The organism is Cupriavidus necator (genome assembly GCF_013141915.1).
Classification (GTDB): domain Bacteria; phylum Pseudomonadota; class Gammaproteobacteria; order Burkholderiales; family Burkholderiaceae; genus Cupriavidus; species Cupriavidus necator_B.
Genome location: NZ_SROX01000001.1, coordinates 439,803 through 463,493 on the forward strand (window position 1 = coordinate 439,803; position 23,691 = coordinate 463,493).

The 23,691-nt window shown below is 67.2% G+C and carries 24 protein-coding genes; 9 read left to right on the plus strand and 15 right to left on the minus strand.

Translation table 11 applies throughout. The annotated features are described in order from the left end of the window. Positions 1-32: 32 nt before the first annotated feature. The gene (locus E5S69_RS02010) at positions 33-311 is read right to left on the minus strand and encodes a hypothetical protein (protein ID WP_171513334.1); all 279 of its coding nucleotides are present in this window, start codon (positions 309-311) and stop codon (positions 33-35) included. 240 nt (positions 312-551) lie between these two features. Beyond that, complete coding sequence (locus E5S69_RS02015; RefSeq protein ID WP_171513335.1) at positions 552-800, minus strand: hypothetical protein; 249 nt, start codon at positions 798-800, stop codon at positions 552-554. A gap of 132 nt (positions 801-932) precedes the next feature. Between E5S69_RS02015 and E5S69_RS02020 the strand changes: the two genes are divergently transcribed. Continuing rightward, positions 933-2,060 carry an AGE family epimerase/isomerase gene (locus E5S69_RS02020; RefSeq protein ID WP_171513336.1) on the plus strand — a complete coding sequence of 376 codons (1,128 nt, stop codon included), beginning with the start codon at positions 933-935 and terminating at the stop codon, positions 2,058-2,060. A gap of 164 nt (positions 2,061-2,224) precedes the next feature. Here the strand turns inward: E5S69_RS02020 and E5S69_RS02025 are convergent, their stop codons facing one another. The 5 genes from E5S69_RS02025 to E5S69_RS02045 form a co-directional block, all read right to left on the minus strand. Beyond that, positions 2,225-2,470, minus strand: a complete 246-nt coding sequence (locus E5S69_RS02025; protein ID WP_171513337.1) for a hypothetical protein — start codon at positions 2,468-2,470, stop codon at positions 2,225-2,227. 109 nt (positions 2,471-2,579) lie between these two features. Beyond that, complete coding sequence (locus tag E5S69_RS02030) at positions 2,580-2,948, minus strand: hypothetical protein (RefSeq protein WP_171513338.1); 369 nt, start codon at positions 2,946-2,948, stop codon at positions 2,580-2,582. Positions 2,949-3,005: 57 nt separating this feature from the next. After that, positions 3,006-3,698 carry an alpha/beta hydrolase gene (locus E5S69_RS02035; RefSeq protein WP_171513339.1) on the minus strand — a complete coding sequence of 231 codons (693 nt, stop codon included), beginning with the start codon at positions 3,696-3,698 and terminating at the stop codon, positions 3,006-3,008. A gap of 112 nt (positions 3,699-3,810) precedes the next feature. After that, on the minus strand, positions 3,811-4,095 hold the full coding sequence (locus tag E5S69_RS02040) for a hypothetical protein (protein ID WP_171513340.1): 285 nt from the start codon (positions 4,093-4,095) through the stop codon (positions 3,811-3,813). Positions 4,096-4,245: 150 nt separating this feature from the next. Beyond that, positions 4,246-5,172, minus strand: a complete 927-nt coding sequence (locus E5S69_RS02045) for an alpha/beta hydrolase (RefSeq protein ID WP_171513341.1) — start codon at positions 5,170-5,172, stop codon at positions 4,246-4,248. A 353-nt stretch (positions 5,173-5,525) separates the two neighbouring features. On the opposite strand from E5S69_RS02045, the gene E5S69_RS02050 reads away from it, so the two are divergent. From E5S69_RS02050 to E5S69_RS02065, 4 genes are all read left to right on the plus strand, one after another. After that, positions 5,526-5,948 carry a hypothetical protein gene (locus E5S69_RS02050; protein WP_171513342.1) on the plus strand — a complete coding sequence of 141 codons (423 nt, stop codon included), beginning with the start codon at positions 5,526-5,528 and terminating at the stop codon, positions 5,946-5,948. Between the two features lie 270 nt (positions 5,949-6,218). Beyond that, the gene (locus E5S69_RS02055) at positions 6,219-6,785 is read left to right on the plus strand and encodes a TetR/AcrR family transcriptional regulator (protein WP_171513343.1); all 567 of its coding nucleotides are present in this window, start codon (positions 6,219-6,221) and stop codon (positions 6,783-6,785) included. Positions 6,786-7,171: 386 nt separating this feature from the next. After that, complete coding sequence (locus E5S69_RS02060; protein WP_171513344.1) at positions 7,172-7,678, plus strand: copper resistance protein CopQ; 507 nt, start codon at positions 7,172-7,174, stop codon at positions 7,676-7,678. Positions 7,679-7,886: 208 nt separating this feature from the next. Continuing rightward, positions 7,887-8,474, plus strand: a complete 588-nt coding sequence (locus tag E5S69_RS02065; RefSeq protein WP_171513345.1) for a TetR/AcrR family transcriptional regulator — start codon at positions 7,887-7,889, stop codon at positions 8,472-8,474. Here E5S69_RS02065 and E5S69_RS02070 read toward each other — a convergent pair. The 8 genes from E5S69_RS02070 to E5S69_RS02105 form a co-directional block, all read right to left on the minus strand. Next, positions 8,460-9,212 (minus strand): alpha/beta fold hydrolase, encoded by a 753-nt coding sequence (locus E5S69_RS02070; protein WP_171513346.1) that lies wholly within the window; start codon positions 9,210-9,212, stop codon positions 8,460-8,462. The two genes, E5S69_RS02065 and E5S69_RS02070, sit on opposite strands and share 15 nt — an antisense overlap. Then, the gene (locus E5S69_RS02075; RefSeq protein WP_171513347.1) at positions 9,209-10,228 is read right to left on the minus strand and encodes a M14 family zinc carboxypeptidase; all 1,020 of its coding nucleotides are present in this window, start codon (positions 10,226-10,228) and stop codon (positions 9,209-9,211) included. The genes E5S69_RS02070 and E5S69_RS02075 overlap by 4 nt, the downstream gene beginning before the upstream one ends. A gap of 4 nt (positions 10,229-10,232) precedes the next feature. Continuing rightward, positions 10,233-10,934 (minus strand): HAD family hydrolase, encoded by a 702-nt coding sequence (locus tag E5S69_RS02080; RefSeq protein ID WP_171513348.1) that lies wholly within the window; start codon positions 10,932-10,934, stop codon positions 10,233-10,235. A gap of 139 nt (positions 10,935-11,073) precedes the next feature. Beyond that, positions 11,074-11,961, minus strand: a complete 888-nt coding sequence (locus E5S69_RS02085; RefSeq protein ID WP_171513349.1) for a LysR substrate-binding domain-containing protein — start codon at positions 11,959-11,961, stop codon at positions 11,074-11,076. 156 nt (positions 11,962-12,117) lie between these two features. Further along, positions 12,118-14,274 (minus strand): phosphocholine-specific phospholipase C, encoded by a 2,157-nt coding sequence (locus tag E5S69_RS02090; RefSeq protein WP_171513350.1) that lies wholly within the window; start codon positions 14,272-14,274, stop codon positions 12,118-12,120. A gap of 50 nt (positions 14,275-14,324) precedes the next feature. Next, positions 14,325-14,558: a hypothetical protein gene (locus E5S69_RS02095; RefSeq protein WP_171513351.1), complete on the minus strand. Its 234-nt coding sequence runs from the start codon at positions 14,556-14,558 to the stop codon at positions 14,325-14,327. A gap of 98 nt (positions 14,559-14,656) precedes the next feature. Further along, positions 14,657-16,711, minus strand: a complete 2,055-nt coding sequence (locus E5S69_RS02100; RefSeq protein WP_171513352.1) for a LamG-like jellyroll fold domain-containing protein — start codon at positions 16,709-16,711, stop codon at positions 14,657-14,659. A gap of 174 nt (positions 16,712-16,885) precedes the next feature. Further along, complete coding sequence (locus E5S69_RS02105; RefSeq protein ID WP_171513353.1) at positions 16,886-17,632, minus strand: GntR family transcriptional regulator; 747 nt, start codon at positions 17,630-17,632, stop codon at positions 16,886-16,888. A 179-nt stretch (positions 17,633-17,811) separates the two neighbouring features. Between E5S69_RS02105 and E5S69_RS02110 the strand changes: the two genes are divergently transcribed. From E5S69_RS02110 to E5S69_RS02125, 4 genes are all read left to right on the plus strand, one after another. Then, a complete protein-coding gene (locus tag E5S69_RS02110) occupies positions 17,812-19,032 on the plus strand; it encodes a pyridoxal-phosphate-dependent aminotransferase family protein (RefSeq protein WP_171513354.1) in 1,221 nt (406 codons plus the stop codon). Between the two features lie 113 nt (positions 19,033-19,145). After that, on the plus strand, positions 19,146-20,450 hold the full coding sequence (locus E5S69_RS02115) for an MFS transporter (RefSeq protein WP_171513355.1): 1,305 nt from the start codon (positions 19,146-19,148) through the stop codon (positions 20,448-20,450). A 93-nt stretch (positions 20,451-20,543) separates the two neighbouring features. Then, positions 20,544-22,064, plus strand: a complete 1,521-nt coding sequence (locus E5S69_RS02120) for an amidase (RefSeq protein ID WP_171513356.1) — start codon at positions 20,544-20,546, stop codon at positions 22,062-22,064. 114 nt (positions 22,065-22,178) lie between these two features. Beyond that, on the plus strand, positions 22,179-23,627 hold the full coding sequence (locus tag E5S69_RS02125; protein ID WP_171513357.1) for an MFS transporter: 1,449 nt from the start codon (positions 22,179-22,181) through the stop codon (positions 23,625-23,627). Positions 23,628-23,691 lie beyond the last annotated feature (64 nt).

The window sequence follows — 23,691 nt, forward strand, 5'->3', positions numbered from 1 at the left end:
TGCAAGCGGCGCCATCCCGGCGCCGCGTCCGTTCAGCGCACCCGTACCTCGGGCGGCGTTCTCGTTCTGGGCGGTTGGTGCCAGTCCGGTCCGATGTCGGGGAACACCTCGCATTCGCCGCGTACGATGCTTTCAATGGTGGCGCATACACATTCGGTGCCGCGCGGCCCCACGCAGACCAGACTGCGTGGATGGTCGCTGTGCTGCGGAATGGCATAGACCCGCATGCCCTCGCGGAACAGGGGGTGCTTGGTAAGGCGTTCGTTCATCAGTTCAACGAAGCGCTGGGGCGTGACGACCGGCTTGTCCATTGCATGCTCCTGCGGCCTTGGCACCGTACCCATTTCTTGGGGCGGCATGGCGACCAGGTCAGTAGAGGCCAGGAAGATGGCAGGCAGGTGGCATAAAAGCGCACCGGGCAGCAGCGCTTGCCCGGGACGTGGCCGGAATGAAGAAGCGCGGGCAATGCATCGCCCGCGTTGCCACTGCCACGCTTTCAGACTAGGTTACGCGGCGCGTAGTGCAAGTGAATCGCGCTATTTTTTGCGGGTTCAGGTGACGCGCAGTTCGCCTGCGGCGCGAGGGCCGTTCAGGATGCCATTGCCAGCGGCCCAGCACGCGGCTTCGGCCTCCGCATAAGACCTGTAGGTGTCCGTTGCCGCGACCGTGCAGTCCTCGTCGGCGGCGCCGCAGCGTTCCTCCATGACGATGCGCCAGGTGAACTGGCCCGGTGCGTCCTCCAGGACATGGAGCAGCAGGGTACGGTGGTCGTCGGTCAGCGTGAGAGGCAAAGTCGACATGGGTCTCTCCCGTTCGCAGGTAGGCGCATTGATGCTAGCAACAGCGCGCCGCAATTGCCATGGGGGATTTCGGACGCGCCGTGGCAAGATACGGCCTTTGCGGCAATCGCCGCGCTGGATCTTCGCCTGAATATGCCTCTTTCGCCCGAGTTCAACCAACGGGTCGCCGCGCTGACGGCGCACTACGATGCCGTCGTGTTGCCGCTGTGGACCGCCTCCGGCTGGAATCCAGACTTGTTGCTGCCCTATGAAGCGCTCGACGGCGGCAGCGCCGCGCCGCTGCCGCCGTCGCGCTATCGCGCCATGGCCTGTGCGCGCCAGTTGTACGTGTTCTCGCTGGCCGGCCACCAGGCGCACGCCGATACGCTGTTCGGCTCGCTGCAGGCCTACTTCAGCAGTGGCGAGGGCGCGTGGCTCTATAGCGTCAATCCGGCCGGCGCGCCGCTCGACAGCGCGCGCGACCTCTACACCCATGCCTTCGTGATCTTCGCCTGCGCCGTCTATTACGCCCGGGGCGGCAACGCGGATGCCCTGGAGGTGCTCGATGAAACCGTCGATATCGTCGAGGACCGTTTCGCAGACGGACAGGGCCTGTACCACGCCGCGCTGACCGAACAGTTCCGGCCCAAGGGCGCCGGCGTGCTGCAGAACCCCATCATGCACCTCACCGAGGCCTACCTGGCCGCGCTGGATGCGACGGGTGACGAGTGGTACGCCGAACGCCTGCGCGAGATCGCGATGGCGGTGCATGAGCGCTTTGTCGATCCCGCCAGCGGCTGCGTGGCGGAGTTGCCGCAAGGCAGCGCGAACAACCGCATCGAGCCCGGGCACCAGTTTGAGTGGTTTTCGCTGGTGGCCAGCCGGCCGGCGTTGTTTGGCGATCTGCCGCTGTCGGACGACCTGCGCCGCGCCTTTGCCTTCGCGCAGCAGCATGGCGTGGCAGCGGGCACGCTGGGTGTCTGCGCGGCGCTGGATGCGGGCGGCGCACGCATCGACGGCACCGAGCGCATCTGGGCACAGACCGAGTTCGCGCGAGCGCTGGCGGTGGATGGCTCGGCGCGGTCGCTGGCCGTGCTGGCAGACTGGGCCGCGCAGTTCCGCAGCCGTTTCCTGTCTGCGCAGGGTTGGCATGAGTGCCTGGCGCCGACGGGCGACGTGGTGCGCGCGGAGATGCCCTCGACCTCTCCCTATCACCTGGCCACGTCTTACCAGGCACTGGCCGCGCTGGCAGGGCTGCCATGGCCCGCGCAGGCGGCATGATCCGGCCCGGGCGGCATGCCGGCGCGGACCCGTGCGTTGTCAATTCTTTGCAGTTGCCGGAAGGGCGCGCGTCTACACTCGAGCCCGCGCTCCAGCCCGCATCGCAATCCTTCTTAACTACCTGGTCGTCGTTCTGAAGTTGCGGGCGGGGGCGCGGCCCTGGCTCAGCGGGCGCTGGCCTGCTGCAGCCGCTCGGCGTGCTGGGCCGGCTGGAGTCGTTGCAGTGATGGCGCGGGGGTATTTGCCTGGATCAGGCCAACGCCTGCCGGCTTGACGCGGACGGCCATTTGCTGGACCCGCTTCTGGGCCTGCGTTTCGGCATGGTCGTTCAGGATCAGGCACAGCAGCGTCAGCAAGGCTGCTGTGATCATGCTCAGCGCAATCCAGGCCAGGCAGTGCTTGCGTTCCATGGGGGCGGACAGTGGGGCGTCATCAGTGCGCGCAGTTTAAGCGCGCATGCGCCGGGCGATTGTCAACCTTTGCAAACGCAGCCGGCGTGCAGCTGCCCGCCGGCCGCCCTTATTCCGTTACGCCGTGCTCGTGCAGCAGGCGCTCGCATTCCTCGAGCATGTCGTAGGCGAACGCAGACTGGTAGTTCGGGTCTAGCGCTTCCATCATTTCGTGCGCGGCGTACAGGCCGGCCTCGCGCGACAGGGTCTCGGCGAGTTGCCGCGCAAACTGGTCGCTCAATTCAGACAGCAGGCGCCGCTCTGACAGCGGCAGCTGCAGTTTCGAGCGCGATAGCCATTCGCCGGCCAGCGTGGCGCCCTGGGCGTCGGTCAGCCACTTGCGGTGTTCGTAGTAGGCCGACAGGCGTTCCGCGGCCAGCGCGAACAGCAGCGCCTTGCGGGTATTGAAATCGATCCGGCGGGGTGGGGCGAGGGTCATGCTTGCGGCTTGGTGCGGGCCGGCGCAGCAGGCCGGCCGTGGACTTGACGAAGGGGATCAGGCGGAGGCGGTGCCGGCCTGCGCAAAGCGCGAAGCTAGCCAGGCGCCGATAGCGGCAATCTCTTCCAGGCAGACCGAATGGCCCATCGGATAGGTGTGCCAGGTCACCGGATTTGTCCGCGCCTGCACGAAATCACGTGCGGCCACGCCGAGGGCCAGCGGCACCACTTCGTCTTGCGTGCCATGGGCGGCAAACACCGGCGTAGCCGCGTTGGCCGCGCTGGCTTCGGCAGCGAGCGTCGACGGTGCGGGCATGTACGTGGATAGCGCGACGATACCGGCCAGCGGCTCGGCGTGGGTCAGTCCCGTCGTGTAGGCAATGGCGCCGCCTTGCGAAAAGCCTGCCAGCACAATGCGCCCGCTCGGGATGCCGCGCGCGTTCTCTCGTGCGATCAGGGCGCGAATGGCATCGCAGGAAGCGCGGATGCCGGCCTCGTCGGCGCGTCGGCCTGCCTGATCAAGGGACACGATGTCATACCAGGCTGGCATGACATAGCCACCATTGCAGGTCACCGGAATCGCCGGGGCATGCGGAAAGATAAAGCGCACGCCGGGCGAGGCCGGCAGCCGCAACTCCGGCACCACCGGGGCGAAGTCACTGCCATCGGCGCCCAGTCCGTGCATCCAGATGACGGCGCAGCCGGGATTGGGCGCGGTTTCAATTTCGATCGCGGGCAGCAGTTCGCTCATGGGGCCGGTTCCTGTGGAGGGTCTGCCTGCGCCATGCGGGCGTCAGGCAGCGCGAGTATCGCACAGGTCCGGGGCCTGCCTTTACCGCATGCTGCCCCGGCATGGACCCGCGTCAGGCCGCGGACGGAACGATCGGCACCGTGGTCAGGCCCGGCGTGCGCGCCGGCAGCTCGGGGATCGCCGGAGGCGTGGCGCGGCGCTTGTCGACCACGTCTTCCACGCCCTTGGCCGCGACATCCTCCAGGAACGCCACCATGTCGCGGTAGTAGGCCACCTGCATCTGTGCCTCGAGCAAGCGCCGTTCGGCCTGGAATAGCGTCAGCCTCATGTCTTGCAGTTCCCTTTCGGCGATTTTTTCCGGGGTCGGTGGACTGAACAAGTTTGCAAGCCAACGCATGGCAGTACCTCCAGTGCTGTCAACAGCGAGTTTGCGTGCTTTCGCCATGAGGACAAATATAGACAAGAAATCGATAACGCGTCCCTCGGACACTTGGCCGTGGCGCCTCGCCCACAAGGATGATTGCCGCTTGCCGGACTCTACGTTAGATTAATCGGCCATGATGCTGCCGGCATCGCGCGCTTGCTGCGACGGCGCTTGCGCGCTGGTCGCCTGAGCATGCATGAAGCGCAGGATCGGCGGCCAGAACGTGTCGATATGCTCGGGCAGTATGGCCGCATCGTGCGGCATGGCATCGTGCATGACCAGCGCATGCAGATGCCTGGCAGCGCTTGCAACGCGCTCAGCATGGGGCGGCACGATGACCACGTCGTCACGGCTGTGTACTACCAGCAGCGGCCGTTCCAGCTTGCTTGCGCGCGCCGCGTTGTTCCACGGATCCGGCAGCAGCCACGCGGCCCATGCGGGGATACGGCCAGTTTGCACCGCGGCCAGCCGCGCCGAGCTGAAGCCTGCGGCAATGACATAGCCATCCGGCTGCGGAGCGAAACGCCGCGCCACGTCAAGCAGGATGCCCGAGCCCAACGAATGTCCCAGCACCACGCGCCGTTTCGATTGCGGGGTGGCGGCGATGAACTGCCCGTAGGCAGCCAGTGCATCCTGCCGCAGCCGGCGCACGCTTGGCCGTCCGGTGCTGCGCCCATAGCCGCTGTAATCGAACACGTAGGAAGCGATCCCCGCATCGGCCAGCATGGCCTGCACCGGCGCCCAGTCCGGCACGCATTCGTTGTCGCCATGGCACACCATCAGTGCCGGCGCTTCGGAGCTAGCCACCGGCATGAAGGCCGCGTGCAGGGTGCGGTCCCCGCTGGCGAAGGTGGCGTGGCGCACCGTAGGGGTGGAATTGTCAGGGGTGCCCGCGTTGCTTGTCTCATCCTTCGGCGTGACAAACGCTTTGCGCTCCAGCGCACGAAACAGCAGATGCCGCGCCACACCGGCCGCCACGGCCATGCCCGCGGCCGCGGCCAACCAGCGGTGACGGGCCGGGCGAGGAGGGTGGCTGGGGTCAAGGCTCATGGATGGCGCCGGGAAAGGATTCTCTTCAGGCTAGCAGGCAGTGGACGGCGAGTGAAGAACGGTTCATTTGAATGCGCTTCTGCTTGTCGGATATCCCCGCTATCGCTCCGATAGATATCTTTTTCCTTGACTATCTACCTACCAGTAGATAGCATTCACTCCATGGCACCGCTGCACTGTCCAGCGACAGCGAAAGGCACCAAGATGTGGCGATTCCATGGCATGACCTAGACGGTCATTTTTTCAGGCCCGCAAATCTATCTACTAGTAGATGCGAGCCTGAAAAGCGACCCCCGAATAGCTACTGATACCGAATTGACGCGATCCGAACCATCGCACCCCAGGAGCCCATCATGACCAAGACCACCAAGACCCTGATCACCGCCGCCACCCTTGCCGCCGCGCTCGTCGGCGGTGTGGCGCAGGCGGCCAGCGTGCAGGACAACGCCGGGGACAAGTACGGCTACAGCTATCGCGTCGGCAAGGCCGATGCCTTTACCGACGGTGCCCGTACCGGCAAGTTCGACCCGTTCACGGAAGGCGCCCGCGTTGGCAAGTTCGACCCGTTCACGGAAGGCGCCCGCGTTGGCAAGTTCGACCCGTTCACCGAAGGCGCACGCGTCGGCAAGACCGACCCTTACACCGACGGCTTCCGCACCGTGGCTGGCCTGGACCGCACCGGCATCTCCGCCGAGCCGGCCCGCAGCTTCGACCCGTACACGGACGGCGCGCGCGTCGGCAAGGCCGACCCCTATACCGACGGCGCCCTCGCCTGATTGCTGCCGGCGCTGGCCGGCGGCCCACACTTTACGATGGCGGCCGGTGGCCGCTGTCCGATGGAGTCCATCATGAGTTTGCGTGACAGCATCCTGTTGCTTGGCGGATGGCTGGTACTCTGCGTGACGAGTGGCTCGATGATCACCTTCGCCGCGCAGGTCCTGCCTGGCTAACCCCATGTTGTGCACAGTGCCCCGAGGCTAGGGAATTACCCCAGCCTCGGGGCATTTCAACTTGAGCGTCTATCTTCGCGTAGATAAACTGATCGCATGAAGACTCAATCCGTACGCGAGCAGTTGCTCGAGCACACCCTGATCCTGATCCGCCGGCGCGGCTTCAATGGCTTCAGCTACCGCGACCTGGCGGAGCTGGTCGGCGTGAAGACCTCCAGCATCCACTATTACTTTCCGACCAAGGAAGACCTAGTCCAGGAAGCGGTGAAGGAATACAGCGCCCGCCTGGCCGAGCGCATCAATGCCATCGACACCAGCTTGCCGGTCACCGAGCAGGCGGCTATCTACCTGGCGCCATTCCGCGCCAGCTGCGGCTCGGACCAGATCTGCCTGTGCGGCATGCTGTCGACCGAGACGCTGTGCCTGCCCGAGACCGTGCACAAGATGCTGAAGGGCTTCTACCTGCTGAACGAGCAATGGCTGGCCGGGCTGCTGGAGCGCGCCCAGCCACACCGCAGCACGCCGTTCCCGGTGCCGCCGGCGCGGCTGGCCCAAGTGGTGTTCGGCTCGCTGCAGAGCGGGCTGATTGCGGCACGGCTGTTCGGCACGTCGGACCGTGTCGAGGCCGCTGCCGATACGCTGATGGCCGCCGTAGCCGGTTAAATTTGCGCGCGCTATCCGTAGCGCGTCGGAAGCCGTCATGGGGTGCAAGCCGCATGACGGTTTTTTTATGTACGCATGGTTAGCGGGCGCAGTCTTGAAAACCATTTGAAAACAACGACTTGACGCGTCATCGAGGATCGCTATCGGGACCATAGAAAAGTTTTTCCTTGACTGTCTACCTAGTAGTAGATAGTATTCAGTCCATGGAAGCGCAGCACCGTCAGCAACCAGCAACACCAGGCGGCACTGGCGATCCCATTGCACGACCGGCAGCGGTCATTTTTTTGAGACCGTCCATCTATCTACTGATAGATGCGGAATCAAAGAAGAGGCTGCTCGAACAACCGAATTGACGCGATACCGAACCATCGCCCCAGGAGCCCATCATGACCAAGACCACCAAGACCCTGATCACCGCCGCCACCCTTGCCGCCGCGCTTGTCGGCGGTGTGGCGCAGGCGGCCAGCGTGCAGGACAACGCCGGGGACAAGTACGGCTACAGCTATCGCGTCGGCAAGGCCGATGCCTTTACCGACGGTGCCCGCACCGGGAAGTTCGACACGTTCACGGAAGGCGCGCGCAGCGGCAAGTTCGACCCCTTCACCGAAGGCGCACGTGTCGGCAAGATTGACCCGTACACCGACGGCGCGCGCACGGTCGCGGCCACGGTGCCGGCCGACAGCTACGGCTACAACTACCGCAGCGGCCAGGCCGACCCGTTCACCGACGGCGCCCGCGTTGGCAAGTTCGACCCGTACACCGATGGGGCCCGCACGGTAGCCGGCCTGGACCGCAGCGGCGTATCGGCCGAGCCGGCCCGCAGCTTCGACCCGTACACGGACGGTGCTCGCGTGGGCAAGGCCGACCCCTATACCGACGGCGCCATCGCCTGACAGCCGGCCGGCCACGCGCCGGCCATCGAAAACCACAGGGCCGCCACGGTGCGGCCCCGCTTCAGGAGTTGATCATGCGTTGGCGTGACACTGCGCTGATCCTGGGCGGATGGGTAGGCCTTTGCCTTGCAAGCGGGTCGCTCATCACGCTGATCGCACAAACGCTGCCGGCCTGAATGGCGCGGCGGCAAGCCGAGGAGTGGATGCCATGAACACCCCAACCGTACGCGAGCAACTGGTCGAACACGCGCTGGTGCTGATACGCCGCAGGGGATTCAATGGCTTCAGCTACCGCGACCTGGCCGAACTGGTCGGCGTCAAGACCTCGAGCATCCATTACTACTTCCCATCCAAGGACGACCTGGTGCTCGAAGCGGTGCGCGAATACAGCGCGCGCAAGCGGGCACGGCTGCAGGCCATCGATACCACCCTGCCGTGCGCCGAGCAGGCGCGGCGATACCTCGAGCCGCTGCGCGGCGGCGCCTGCGCCGACCAGGCCTGCGTGGTGGGCATGTTGTCCGCCGACGTGCTGGCCATGCCTGAGGCCGTGCGCGTCGCGATGCAGGACTTCACCCGCCTTAACGAGCAGTGGCTGGCGCGCCTGCTTGAACAGGCAGCCGCGCGGGGCGCGGCGCCGTTTCCGCTGCCGCCGCAACAGTTGGCACAGGTGATATTCGGCGCGCTGCAGAATGGGTTGACCAGTGCGCGGCTGTTCGGTACGTGGGAACGAGTCGATGCCGCGGCGGCGCTGCTGGCCAGCGCCATGCCGGTAGAGGCGGCGCTAGCCGAAGCGTGATGCGGCGCGTGCGACCGCATCGCATAGCCACTGCGGATCGTCGTGCGGCAGGTCATGACCGGCCCAGTGGTGCATCTGCAAGGGCACTTCCCAGGCCTGCGCAATGCGCGCCGAGCAGGCCGGGTTGACCAGTCGGTCCGCCGCGGAGGCCAGCAGCAATACCGGACAACGCGGTGGCTCCGCGGGCGCGCAGTAGCGCGCAGCGGCAAGCAACTGCGCCAGCGCCGCCTGGCGCCTGACCGGAGCGTCCGCCGCGATGGCCTGCCAGTGCGCAAGGTCGCTGGCCAGCGTGTCGGTACGCGCGCAGGTGATGGCGTGGATGGTCCGCTCGCAATAGGCGCGATCCTGCCAGTGCCGTGCCATGCGCAGCAGGCTGGCCCAGTTGCGCGGGCGCAGGCGCTGCGTCGGCGTGCAGAAGGGGCGCATGCTGGTATTGACCAGCACCAGGCCACTGACTTCTCCCGGACAGGTGCTGGCCCACTCGGTGGCGGCCATCGCACCCAGCGACATGGCCAGCACACGGTAAGGTCCCGGCACACCGGCGGCCGCCAGCTGGCGCCGCATCGTGGTGACCATCTCCCGCACGCTCCACGGCGCCGGCTGCGCCGACAGCGCGCCATTGCCGGGCAAGTCCGGCAACAGTGGACGTCCCAGCCCGGCCCCCTCCCACTGCGCCGGCAGTGTTCCCCAGTGGCGCGCTTCGCGCGTCAGTCCCCGCAAGAATACCCATCGGCTCATGGCGGCTCCGTGTGCCAGTGCGCGCGTGCCTGCTGCAGCAGTTCGTCGCGCTGTGCACCGCGCGGCAGCCAGCGGTCCGAGGCAAAGGCGACACGGCCGAGGAAGTCGAACAGGCTGACGTGCCGGCGCAGCACGCGCGCGGTGCGGTGCGCCTTGATCGGGTTGAAGATGCCCTCGCGCGAGAACAGCTGGCGCGGGTTTTTCTTGATCCACAGCCATGAGCCCAGCTCCAGCGTCATCGGCAGGAACAGGTTGCCGCGCGGGGCCAGGTCATAGGCATGGTCCCACAAGTCGCCATGCAGCAGGTACTGATGGCTCTGCGGTTCAAAGGTGTAGCCATGGTGCGGGTGGGCCTGCTCGAACAGGGTCTTGAGCAGGTACATCTCCGGCAGGTGGGCCATCGGCCGGCGCGTGCGCGCGTACGGAAACCAGATGCTGTCGCGCCAGCCGTAGCCGGAATGGCAGTCCACCGCAAAGCTGAGCGGGCGCGGCAGCAGTTCCTGCTGGACCACGCGCAGCAAGGCGCTGCTTTCGGCCTCCATCGGCGCGCCGGCGGCGCCGCGGTACCAGGGCAGCCAGGCGCCGATGCGCTGCCCGCCGGCCAGAAAAGGCACGGGGGCGTCGGCATCCTGCGGGCCGTTGCGCATCAGGTCGATGCCGTTGGGATTGGCGCGCGTGCCGGCCCACATGCCGCCGGGATTGACGATGGGCATGAATACCAGCCGCACTGACTGCAGTTCGCGGTGCAGCAGTTCATCCCAGGCGAGGCGGCACAGCACCGCGCGCAGGTAATCCAGCACCAGTTGCGTGCCGATGCGCTCGAGCCCGTGGATGCCGCCGAAGATGCCGATGGCCGGCGCGCCCGGGTCGCGGCTGCCGAGCGTGGCGACATGCACGCCAAAGCGGCGGCCCTGCACCGTGGTCTCGCACACCACTCGCGTATCGAGCACGTGGCTGCCGGCATCCAGCAAGGTCAGCAACTGGTCATATTCAGGAAAGCCGGCGCGCGCGTGCATGGGTTCAGGCGCCCGGCATGCCGGGCGCCGCGAACAGCTGCATGACGGGCCAGCCACGCGCCCCGGCCGCATCCAGCAAGGTCGGGTCCGGATTGACGGCGACGGGATGGCCGACGCTTTCCAGCAGGGGCAGGTCGTTGCGCGAGTCGCTGTAGAAGGTGGCGTTGGCCAGCGCCGTGTGCGCAAGCCCAAGCGTATCGAGCCAGGCCAGCACGCGCAGTACCTTGCCCGGTCCATAGGCGGGCACCCCGGCCAGCGCGCCGGTGAACTCGCCGTGCACGTCATGCTCGGCCTCCACCGCCAGCAGGTGCGGCACGCCCAGCTCGCGTGCGATCGGTTCGGTGATGAAGCGGCAGGTGGCGGTCACGATGCAGCACAGGTCGCCGGCGCCGAGATGGCGGGCCAGCAGGTCGCGCGTGGCGGGCGGGATGACGGGCACGATCACGTCGCGCATGAACTCCGCGCGCCATTGCGTAAGGCGCTGGCGCGGATGGCGCGCCAGCAGCCCCAGCGCAAAGCGCGCATGGGCGGCGAAGTCCAGGCGACCGGCCTGGTAGGCGGCCAGCCAGCGCGCGTTGTGCGCGTCGATCTCGGCGGCATCGGCGCCGCCCACGGCGACGAGGTAGCGCGCCCATTCATACTCGCTGTCCAGCGGCAGCAGGGTGTGGTCGAGGTCGAACAGGGCAACGCGAGGTGCGGCAGGCATGCAGGAGGGCTCCGAAGGCGAAACCGCCAAGCTTGGCGCGGCGCGGTGACCGCGCGGTGATGAAGGACTGAAGTTTTCCGATGCCGGCATCGGCGCCATCAAGGCCGCAAGCCCAGACGCGCTTTCACCAGCGCGCGCTTCAGGCAGCATGGGCCGTGGTGGCCGGGTCATCCAGCGCCACGCAGTCCAGGAAGGCGCCGACCAGATGCGTTTGCCGGCGGCTTTGCAGGCAGTACAGGTATTCGTGCAAGACCGGCGCACCCGACGCAAACGGCACCACGCGCAGCAGCGGGTCGCGCGGCACCTCGCCCAGCGGCACCACGCTGGCGCCCAGACCCTGGCGGATCGCCTCGTAGATGGCCTCGCGGCTACCGATCACGGTATGTGGCGGCAACTCCAGCCCGCACGCGGCCAGCGCGGTTTCGGTGGTCTTGCGCGTCATCGAGCCATGCTCGCGCACCAGCAGGTGGCTGCCGCGCAACTGCGGCAGGTCGATCTGCGCAAGGCGCGCCAGCGCATGGTCGGGATGCGTCACGAGCACCATCGGGTCGCTCGCCAGCCGGATGCAGGCCAGGCGGTCATCGTCCACCGGATGTGAAGACACTGCGGCATCGATGCGGTATTCGAACAGGGCTTCGAGCATCTGCTGCGAATTGCCGATATCCAGGCTCACGTCGATCGCAGGGTAGCGCTGCCGGAACGCCGCCACCGCGCGCAGGATGTAATACGGCCCGGTGGCGCCGATGCGCAGGTTGCCAAAGCGCAGGTTGCCGGCGTTGCGCAGCAGGTAGTCGGCATTGCCTTCCTGCTGCATCAGCTGCTCGACCACCGGCATCAGCGCCACGCCCACGTCGCTCAGGTCGACGCGGCTGGCGCGGCGGTGGAACAGCTCCACGCCGTAGCTTTCCTCCAGCTGGCGGATGCGCCCGGTGACGGTGGGCTGGCTCACGCGCAGCTGCCGGGCCGCCATGGTGATGCTGCCCTGGCGCGCCACTTCGAAAAAGGTCATCAGCAGGTCGCCTAGCATGGTTATCCGCACGGAGTTGGGGGAAACGTCCGGACCGGCCGGACGACCGCGCAGTCTAGCGGCCCAATATGACAAAACGGCTACGCCCGCCCGGGCCGGCTCCGTTCGGGATCGGCCGGGGCGGGACTGTGTTGCGGGCAGGCGCCGTCGGTTGCGTCAGCCGGCCAAGCCCATCGCCGGATCGGACACGCCGTCCTGGCCGGTTTCGATGCGCCCAGCGAAGCGGCGCGTAAAGCCGCCCTGCGCGGTGGTGACGGTGAAGTCGTACCAGTTGCCCTGGCGGGCCACCGGCCAGTGCTGCTGCAGCTGCATGCCGGCGGGTACCTCGTAGCTCCAGGGGCCGTCGGCGCGGTAGGCGTTGGGCTGGACGGTGAAGGTGCAGGGCGCGCTGCCGGTATTGATCATGTCCACGTACACGGCCGCGTTGGCGATGTCATAGCAGACCCGGATTTCCGGTGCGCTGGCGCCCGCTGCCGTCACCGCCGCCACGTCGCCGCGGAAGGCGCGGTGGAAGCCGTTCGGGCCCAGCACCCACAGGTCGTACTTGCCGCCGTCGGTGGCAAAGACGTCCCAGCTGCCATGCAGTTCCTTGCCCGGTTCGACCATATAGCGGCGCGGCACGCGGTCCAGGTGCAGCCGGTCGTAGACGTGGAACACGGCCGCCGCGGTACCGGTGTTGCTGAACAGCAGCCACAGCGCGCGCTGGTCACGCGCGTCTTCGCGCGCGCTGACGTGCAGTTCATAGGGCAGGGCGCGGGACGGGCGCGTGCCGGCGTCTTGCTGCGGCATCTCCTGGCTGCCGGCCGGGGGCAGCGGCACTTGCGGCAGCACGCCTTGGGCGGTGCGGATGGCGTCGGCGGTGGCCTTGTCGCGGCTGGGGAGCTCGGGCAGAGGGTTGGTGTTGGGGCTGATGAAGTTAAAGGCCGAGGTCAGGTCGCCCGCCACCGCGCGGCGGAAGCCGCTGATGTTGGTTTCCTGCACGCCGAAGCGCGCTTCCAGGAAACGCAGCACCGAGGTGTGGTCGAACACCTGCGAGTTGACCCAGCCGCCGCGGCTCCACGGCGACACCACGTACATCGGCACGCGCGGGCCGGGGCCGTAGGGATGCTTGTCGACGTGGTATTCCGGCCTGACCTGTTCCGGTTCGAGCGTGGTGGCGCCAGCGAGCGTGTCGCCATCATAGGCCGGCGCGCACGGCGGCGGCACGTGGTCGAAATAGCCGTCGTTCTCGTCGAAGTTGATCAGCAGCACGGTCTTGCTCCAGACCGCGGGATTGGCGGTCAGGGCATCGAGCACTTCCTGCGTGTACCAGGCGCCCTGCACCGGGCTGGACGGCCCGGGGTGCTCCGAGTACGTGGCCGGCGCGACGATCCACGACACCTGCGGCAGCTTGCCGGCGGCGATATCGTCGCGCAGTGCCTGCAGGAAGCCGCCGTCAGGCATGGTGTTGGCCACACCCTTGAGCAGCGGGCTGACCGCGTCGTCGGCGCTGGTGTATGGCGGATAGGGGCTGCCGTTGGCCTGGTTGCCGCGCGCGGCATTGGCGTCGCGAAACTGCTTGAAACCCGCGAGCGGATTGTCGGTGAAGTTGTCCGGCATGTTCTGGTAGACCTTCCAGCTGACGCCGGCGCTCTCCAGGCGCTCCGGGTAGGTCTTCCAGGTATAGGGGGTGTTCGAGCCCGTGAAGGAGTCGCCGCTGTTGTCGATCACCGGACCACCGAAGTCGCCGCCGGGATCATTGGTGCCGGTCCAGTGGAACAGTCGGTTGGGGTTGGTGCCGCCATGGAAGCTGCAGTGGTACGCGTCGCACAAGGTGAAGGCATTGGCCAGCGCCGTCTGGAAATCCAGCTCCGCCTCGGTGTAGTAGCCCATCGACTGGGTCTGCTTGTAGGTGGGCCACTTGTTCATGCGGCCCAGGTCCCAGGCGTTTTGCGCATCCGGGTAGGAGTGCGGGGTGCCGCTGACGCGCTGCGCGTTGCCGGCGCTGCTGTCCAGGTGGTAGGGCAGCACGGTGCGGGTGGTGCTGCCGTTGGTATAGGTCTGCTGCCAGACGTTCAGGCCGCCCGCCAGCGGAATCGGGAAGCGGTCGCCAAAGCCGCGCACGCCGCGCAGCGTGCCGAAGTAGTTGTCGAACGAACGGTTCTCCTGCATCAGGATGACCACGTGCTCGACATCGCGGATGGTGCCGGTGGCGTTGTTGGCCGGGATCGCCAGGGCACGGCGGATGGACGGCGGGAAGGCCGCCAGCGCGGCGGTGGCGGCGGCGCTGCCGCCGGCGAGCTTGAGGAAGTTGCGTCTGCTTTGGGGGTTCATGGAAGCGGTGCCGGATGGTTGCGGGAGGGGGGAGACGGGCCGGGCCGGGTTCAGGGCGCGCAGCGCAGCTGCGGCTTGACCGCCGGGGTCTCGCCAGGCCGGTCGCTGCCGGTGCCCTGGCCGGGGTTGCCGCCGGTGCCGGGAGCGCCGGGGACGGTCGGCGCCCCGGCGGGCGCGCCGCTGGCGCTCTCGCCGGAGTCGCCGCCGCAGCCGGCGAGCGCCGCGCTCAGCAGCACGGCGGCCAGCCAGTGCGGCCGTGCCAGGGTGGATGGTCGGAAGTTCATGGTGTCAATCTCCTGCAGGGGGATCGGGGTGCGGGGAGGGGGGAGGCCGGCCGGCACCCATTTGCTCAGGAAACGGGTGCGCCGCCGGATTCGGGGATTCAGGGGTTCAGCGTCGACAGCGGCTGGCGTGCGCCGGTGATGGCCTTCAGCTCGTCGAGCGTCAGCACGCGCGTCCACATCGCCAGGTCGTTCAGGCCCATCACGCCCTTGAGCGCGCCCGGGTTGTTGCCGACGTAGTTGTGGGTGGCATCGTCGTTCACGCCCCAGCCGGCGCCGAGCCCGGCGAGTTTGGTGACGTCGGTGTTGGCGATCGCCTTGTTCTCGGTCTTCTGCAGGCCCAGCACCGGATCGATAACGTAGGCGCTGAAGCGCTTCGCCGCCGCGTCCACCGACAGCGCCAGGTAGGCCCACTGGTTGGCCGACACCTTCATGCCGTTGATGTCGTCGCGCTTGCCGCCGCCGCTGCCCAGGTTGAAGCGGATCTCGCAGCTGCCGAACAGGGCGATGGCGATGCCCGCGTTGCCGCCGGAGATGTAGTTCTTGTTCGACAGGATGGGCGCGCCGGTGCCATTGCCCTGGGTGCAATCGGTGCGGAACCACAGGCCGATGCTGAACTGCGGGCTTTGCGCAATATCGGCACCGTTGTGCGCCAGCTGGTAGCTGTCGATACGCGAGTCCAGCCGCAGCGACTGGCCGCTGAAGTTGTCGGCAGTGAGCGTGCCGCCGTCGATCCCTGCCGCCCACGGGCCCAGCGTGGCCGTGTGCTTGGCGTCGGCGAACGGCTTGCTGTCGAGGCTGAAGTACGTGGCCAGGCCATTGAGCAGCGAAGGCGCCAGCGTGACCGGCCTGACATAGTGGATCTGCGCCAGGTACGACACCGGCACGTCATTGCGCACTAGCGTGTAGTTGAACTGGTACAGGCCGGTGGGCATGTCGAAGGCCTTGTCGGTGAACTGCCGCACCTCCGGCCCCAGCGCGGCGATCTGCACGCCGTCACGCAGCACGCGCGTGATGCCGAAGGCGGGGCTCGGGTTTTGCCACGCCAGCGTGATGGCGTCGTTGTACTGGCCGATGGTGGCGCCGATGGCACGCACGCCGGCGGCGGTGGCGGTCAGCGCGGAGCCGTCCAGCCGCATCGCCGCGGGGTCGAGCGCCACGCCGGCGTGGGCCAGCACGGTGGGGACGATATCGGCCTCGGTCGGCAGTGCGGACAGGTCTGCCGGCGTATCCGGCGCCGCGGCGCCGGGCCTGGCCAGGGCGTCATTCAGGGTCTTGTTGGTGGCGAGGAACGCGGTGCGGTTTTCCACGGTGGGCACCGTGGTGGTGGCGCCGGTGGCATCGAGTCCGTGGCTGGTGGTGACCATCACCAGCCAGTCTTCGCCTGGGTGCGCCTGGCGGCGCGCGGCCACGGCGGCAAGCAGTTCGCCAAGCGCCTGGTCCATCGCGCCGAGCGCCGTGGCATAGGCGCCGTTGCCGAAGCCGCTGTCTTGCGCCGCCCGGGCCGGTGCGCTGTACTGCGCGAAGACCACGCCGTAGCCTGACCGCACCTGTTGCACGGCATTCTGTGTGACACAGCTATCCACGCCGGCGCAATCAACCAGCGTATCGAGCATGCCCGTTTCCTGCCCGGTCTTGAGCAGGCCCGGCAGCGTTGGTGAACTGGTCGAAGCGCCTTGCTGCAGCCCTGGCTTGCCGGCCGCGCGCAGATACTGGAACACGGTGGGCGCCCGTAGCGCGGTGCTGCCGGTATCGTCGTCGATACCATGGCGGTTGGCCCAGGCGCCGGTCAGTACCGTGGCCCAGCTGGGGGCGTCGAGCGGCGGCTGGGCGGTGATGGTGCCGGGCATGCCGCCGGTGGCGGTCGGCACCAGGTTCAGGCTGGCGAGGTTGGGCAGCTCGCGCCGCAGCAGCGCGCCTTGCACCTGCGCGTAGGTGGCGCCGTCCACGCCGACCAGCAGTACGCGCGGGCCGCTGGCGCGGTCGGGCTCGGGGCCTGGCTTGCTGGTGTTGGCGTCATTGGGTACGGCGGCCGGCGCGCTGTCATCGCCGCCGCAGCCCGCCAGCGTCGCGGCCAGCATGACGACCGCGGTGCCGGCCAGCACGCGGGCGCGTGCCATCCCCGCCAGCCCGACGGGTGCAAGGTTCCCTGCCATCTTTCATTCCCCTGTTCATCTGCGTTGTTGTGCGCCGGCGAGGGCCGCCTGGCGGATTGCGTTTGCCGCAATGCGCTCGCAGAGTAAGAAGCGGGGTTGTCACCGTGGTGACAGAGGGGCAAAGAATGCTGATGGGGCTATTCGGATTCTTGAGAAGACCAACACGATGGCATGCTAAGCCTGCGGCGTGTCGTTGGCCTCGCCAGCCTCGATGGCCTCGACGCTCGCGCCCGCCTGCATCAACAGCACCGCGTCGCGCTTGTCCAGCAGGTGCTGGCGCAGGATCGCGGCCATGCGCTTGCCGTCGCGGGCTTCCAGTGCGGCCAGCATTTCTTCATGGTCGTGGATGGCGCTGTCCCACTTCGGCTTGCGGTAGTTGGAGCGGAAGCGCAGCGCCTGCAGCCGCCGGTTCACTGACAGGTAAGTCTGGCGCAGCGCCGCATTGCGGGCCGCCAGGTTGATGCGGTCGTGGATCTGGTGGTTCAGTCGGTAGTAGCCCGGCAGGTCTTCGTTGGCCCGGCAGGCCAGCATTGCATAGTGCAGCGCCTTGAGCTCGGCCAGTTCGACGGCCGTGATGCGCTCGCAGGCCAGTTCGCCGGAAAAGGCTTCCAGGTTGCTCAACAGCTCGAAGGTGTCCCGGATTTCCGTTGCGGACAGGCGCGCCACGCTCGCGCCGCGGTTGGGCGAGATATCGATCAGGCCTTCTGCCGCCAGCACCTTCAGGGCTTCGCGCAGCGGGGTGCGCGAGATGCCCAGGGTCTCGGACAGCTCGCGTTCATTGAGCTTGCGCCCGGACGCCAGCGCGCCCTCGACGATCAGGGTGCGCAGGTGGCTGACCACGGTGTCGTGCAGGCGTTGCCGTTCGACCTTGGGCAGAAGCCGGGCGGGGACGGCCGCTGTGGAATTGGCATCAGTTTGCATTCAAAACTGCCTATTACGAAATTGAATTCAATTTTAGCAGACGCTTAATAGAGCGCAAGACTGCGCTGTATCCGTTCCTGGGCCGGGTAAACACTACCGGAAGTTCATCAGATTCCACCTGTTTTTTCTACGTTCCTTTGGTAGAGTATTTTGCATTCAAAACTCAATCGAGGGAGATCATGCTGAAACTCAACTTCCACCCCGCTGGCCGCCACTTCCTGCAGATCCCCGGGCCGAGTCCCGTCCCTGACCGCATCCTGCGCGCCATCAGCTACCCGACCATCGACCATCGCGGCCCGGAATTCGGCGAGCTGGGCCTGAAGGTGCTGGACGGGATCAAGAAGATCTTCAAGACCGAACACCCGGTGGTGATCTATCCGGCCTCGGGCACCGGCGCGTGGGAAGCGGCGCTGTCGAACACGCTGAGCCCCGGCGACGCCGTACTGATGTTCGAAACCGGCCACTTCGCCACGCTGTGGAAGAAGATGGCCGAGAGCCTGGGCGTCAAGCCTGAATTCCTTGGCTTGCCGGGCGTGGAGGGCTGGCGCCACGGGGTCCGGGCCGACATGATCGAGGCCCGCCTGCGCGCCGATGCCGCGCATGCCATTAAGGCCGTGTGCGTGGTGCACAACGAAACCTCGACCGGCGTGACTTCGGATATCGCCGCGGTGCGCCGCGCCATCGACGCGGCCGGACACCCCGCGCTGCTGCTGGTCGACACCATCTCCGGGCTGGCCTCTGCCGACTACCGCCATGACGAGTGGGGTGTGGACGTGACTGTGTCGGGCTCGCAGAAGGGCCTGATGCTGCCGCCGGGCATCAGCTTCAATGCGGTATCGCCCAAGGCCATCGAAGCTTCCCGCTCGGCCCGGCTGCCGCGCAGTTTCTGGGGCTGGCACGAGATCATCGAGATGAACCGGACCGGCTACTGGCCCTATACCCCCAGCACGAACCTGCTCTATGGCCTGTCCGAAGCCCTCGACATGATCCTGGAGGAAGGACTGGATAACGTGTTTGCCCGCCACCAGCGCCTGGCCGAAGCGTGCCGCCGCGCCGTCAATGCCTGGGGCCTGGAGATCCAGTGCGCCGATCCCGCGGTCTACAGCCCGGTGCTGACCGGCGTGATGATGCCCGAGGGCGTCGATGCGGACGTGGTCCGCCGGCATATCTATGAGCGCTTCAACATGTCGCTGGGCGCCGGCCTGGGCAAGGTCAAGGGGCGCATGTTCCGTATCGGCCATCTGGGCGACTGCAACGACCTCACGCTGATGGCCACGCTGGCCGGCTGCGAGATGGGACTGAAGATCTCTGGCGTGCCGGTTGCCGCAAGCGGCACCGTTGCCGCCATGGACTATCTCGCCGCGCATACTGTGCCGCTGTCGCTCAAGGCTGCCGCCTGACGCAGCCCTGTTTCACCCGGGGCCGGGGCGGGCGTATACGCCGCCCTGGCCGGACTGATCGCAACGGATCAGCGCAGCACTGCCGTACCTGACAAAAATACAGAGGAGACGCTGTGGATACGACCCTGCAGGCGGGAACAAAGATCAGGACGTTCGAGGATGCGACCTATCGCAAGGTGAGCTGGAGGCTGGTGCCATTCCTGATGGTCTGCTTCCTGATCGCCTATCTCGATCGTGTCAACGTAGGTTTTGCCAAGCTCCAGATGTCGCAGCAACTGGGCTTCAGCGAAACCGTGTACGGGTTGGGTGCCGGGATCTTCTTCATCGGTTACTTCCTGTTCGAGGTGCCGAGCAACCTGGCTTTGCACAAGTTCGGCGCCAAGGTATGGATCGGCCGGATCATGATCACCTGGGGGATACTCTCCGCGTGCTTTGCCTTCGTGCAGACGCCAACCCAGTTCTACACGCTGCGGTTCCTGCTGGGCCTGGCCGAGGCCGGCTTCACGCCTGGCATCGTGTACTACCTGTCGTGCTGGTACCCGTCGCACCGGCGCGCCAAGATCATGGCGATCTACTGCATGGGTTCGCCGCTGTCCGGCATCATCGGCAACCCGCTGTCCGGCTACCTGATGGGCAGCATGGCCGGGGTAGGGGGCTGGGGCGGCTGGCAGTGGATGTTCATCGTCGAGGCGGTGCCGGCGGTGCTGCTAGGTTGCTTCTGCTTCTATTACCTGGACAACTCGATTGCGAAGGCACGGTGGCTGACCAGCGACGAGAAGCAGGTGCTTGAGCAAGCCAAGGCGGAGGACGTCAAGGCGGCGGACCCGCAGGCGCGCGTCGGCAAGGTGTTTACCGATCCACGCGTGTGGCTGATCAGCCTGATCTGCTTCTGCTATGTCACGGGCCAGTACGGCATCACGCTCTGGCTCCCGACGTTCATCAAGTCGACCGGCGTCAGCGACCCGTTCCATATCGGCCTGCTGAGCGCGATTCCGTACATGGCCGCCATTGTCGCGATGTACTGCTTCGGGCGTAGTGCCGACAAGCATCGCGAGCGGCGCTGGCACCTGATCATCCCCTGCATGATGGGCGCGATCGGCTTCCTGGCGCTGCCCTGGGTCATGCACAACACCGCGCTGTCGCTGGTTTTCCTATCGCTCGCCGCGGCCGGCATCCTGACCTGCACGCCGCTGTTCTGGTCCCTGCCGACGGCATTCCTGAGCGGCGCGGCGGCGGCCACGGCGATCGCCATGAGCAACTCGATCGGCAATCTTGCCGGCTTTACCAGCGGCTACATGATCGGCTATCTGCGCGACATGACCCAGAGCGGCAACAGCGCTTACTACATGATCGCGGGGATGCTGATGCTGGGCGCCTTCTGCATCTGGACCATCCCTGCGCGGCTGGTCAACCGCTAGCGGGACAAAAGGGGGCGCGGGCGCGGCGCCGCAGCCCCGCTTCCCCATTCCTTCGCCAAACCTTCGCGCCCTTGCCGGCGCATGGACCTTCTCATGAAAACCTCCTATGAACCGGTGCCGGACAAGCCTGGCCAGCACGCGCCGTTCAATGTCGTGGAAGCCACGGTTGCCGGTGCACATGCCGCGATGCGCGACGGCACGCTGACGGCGCGCCAGCTGACCGGCGCCTGCCTCGACCGCATCGCCGCCTATGACCAGCGTGGCCCTGCGCTGCGCAGCATCCTGCAGATCGCCCCGCAGGCGCTGGAACAGGCCGCCCGAATCGACGCCATGGCGGCGCACCATCCATCGCTGGCGCCGCTGCACGGCATCCCGGTGCTGGTCAAGGACAACATCGAATGCGCCGGCATGGCCACCACGGCGGGCGCCGAATGCCTGCGCGGCAACCTGTCCAACGACGACGCCTTCGTCATCCGCCGCCTGCGCGCGGCCGGCGCCATCGTGCTGGCCAAGACCAACCTGCACGAACTGGCCTCTGGCGGCGAGACCGTCAGCACCCTGGGCGGGCAGACCCTGAATCCCTATGACCTGGCCCGTACGCCCGGCGGTTCCAGCGGCGGCACCGCGGTAGGCATCGCAGCCAGCTTCGGCGTGCTTGGCATCGGCACCGACGGCATCAATTCGATCCGCTCGCCGGCCTCGGCAAACAGCCTGGTCGGCCTGCGGCCCACCATGGGGCTGGTCAGCCGCGCGGGGCTGATCCCTTGCGGGCTGGCGCAGGACACCATCGGCCCGATCACGCGCACGGTCGCCGATACGGCGCTGCTGCTCGACGTGATCGCCGGCCATGACCCGGCGGACCCGGTCACCAGCCAAGGGGTGCCCCACATTCCCGCGAGCTATGCCGCCAGCCTCGACCGTGACGGGCTCAGCGGCGCGCGCATCGGCGTGCTGCGCCACTTCTTCGGCCGCCAGGATGTGCACCGTCCCGTCAACGCGGTGATGGAGCAGGCGCTGGCGGTCATCGCTGCGCAAGGCGCCGAACTGGTCGACATCGAAGACGCGATCAGCCCGGACGAGCTGCTCGCCTCCACGCTCGTGCACCACTACGAGATGGAGCGCGATCTCGACGCCTACCTGGCGCGGCTGGCACCGGGCGTGCGCGTGCGATCCATGCAGGACATCATCGCCGCGGGCACCGTGCATCCCAGCGTGGCCGGCACGCTGGCCACCGCGGCCGCGCTCAGCGGAAAAGACCACGAATACCGCGAGCGCCTGCAGCGCCAGCAGGCGTTGCGCCATTGGCTGCAGGACCTGATGGCGCGGCATGGTCTCGATGCGCTGGCGTTTCCGCACCAGCGGCGCCTGGTGGTGCCGATCGGCGAGACCCAGGCCGAGCGCAACGGTGTGCTCGCATCGGCCAGCGGCTTCCCGGCCATCGTCATCCCGGCCGGATTCTCGGCGCCGGAGCGCAATGCACCGCAGGGCGTGCCGGTCGGGCTGGAGTTGTTTGGCCTGCCCTTTACGGAACCCGTGCTGATCCGCCTGGCCTTTGCGGCCGAGCAAGCCTTGCGCGCGCGCCGGCCGCCGCATTCGACGCCTGCGCTGGAATAGGCGCGCACCGGACCGACGTTTTATCGCTGCTCTACAAATGCCGCCCGCTCGCTCGCTGGCGGCGACAAGGTCGCGGCCGCACCGCGACAACCTCGACCCGAGGAGGAGACAAAGATGGGCGCAGAAACCGTGGTTCAATCGGCGAATTCGCCGCAGCAGCATGAGCTGGACCGTGCCATGGATGGCATCGGGGTGACGGCCTCGCACAAGAAGATCATCTTCATGATCATGCTGGGCGTGATGTTCGATGTATTCGAGCAGAACGCCGTCGGCCTGATCGGCCCGATGTTGCGCGAGCAGTGGGGGATCTCGGTGGCGCAGATCGGCTTTCTCAACACGCTGACGTTCAGTGCCGCCGCACTGGGGCGCATCGGCTCCGGCTATATCGCCGACCGCTACGGCAGGCGCACCATGCTGAGCGCCAACCTGCTGCTGTTCACGCTGGGCGCCGTCATCTGCGCGCTGGCGCCGAACTACGGCGTGCTGGCGGCGGGCCGCTTTATCGTCGGCATCGGGCTGGGCGGGGAAATCTCGATCGCCGTGACGATGCTGGCCGAACTGTGCTCGACCCGCTTCCGCGGCACCGCCGTGGGCCTGGTCAGCGTCGGTAGCGGCGGGTTTGGCAACATGCTGGCGCCCGCCTTCGGCCTCGCGGTCTTCGCCATGTTCCCGGGGCCGGACGCCTGGCGCTGGCTGTTTGGCTGCCTGGTGCTGCCGGCGTTCTTCGTGGTGTTCTACCGGCGCTTTATCCCGGAGACGCCGCGCTTCCTGCTGTCCAAGGGCCGCGTGGACGAGGCCAACCGGGTGCTGTCGGTGCTGGCATCGGGCCGGCTGGGCAAGCTCGACGGCGAGCCAACGCCTTATATCAAGGCGGCGCTGCAGGACGAAGCGCCCCGCACCAAGGTGCGGCTGAGCGATATCTTCAAGGGCCGGCTGGGGCGCCGCACCATCGCGCTGGGCATTGCGGTGTCGATGACCTACGGCGCGCAGATCTCGGTGCTTACACTGATGCCGACCATCCTGATGTCGCAGGGCTATACCATCTCCAAGAGTTTTCTCTTCACCATGGTGATGCAGAGCGGCAGCCTGTTCGGCGCGCTGGCGGCGTCGTATTGCGGCTATCACATTCCGCGCAAGCGGGTGCTGACCGTCGGTGCGGCCCTGGCGTGCGCGGCAGGGCTGTGCTTCGGCTTCCTGACGTATAACGTTGCGCTGGTGCTGCTGTTCGGCGCGGCCTTTACCTTCTGCGTGGTGTTGCTGAATACCTCGATCTGGATCTTCGCGCCGGAACAGTATCCTACCCACGTGCGCGCGTTCGGCACCTCGCTGATCCTGGCGCTTGGCACGCTGGCAGGGGCGCTGACGCCGCTGGTCAGCGGGCGCGTGTTCGAAACCTACGGCGTCGGCGGCATGTTCAGCATGCTGGCGGCCATGTACGGCGTGTTTGCACTGGCGGTGCAGTTTGCCCCGGAAACCTTCGGCCGCGCCATGGGCGAGGCGGACGGGGACGATGACGGCCAGCGCGCGGTCGGTGGCGAGGCCGCCAACGCCAGCGCTTCCTGAGCCAAGCGGCGCCCGGCAGCGTGGTGCGTGCCGGGCGCGGCTTGCCAGGCCATGACCCAAACTT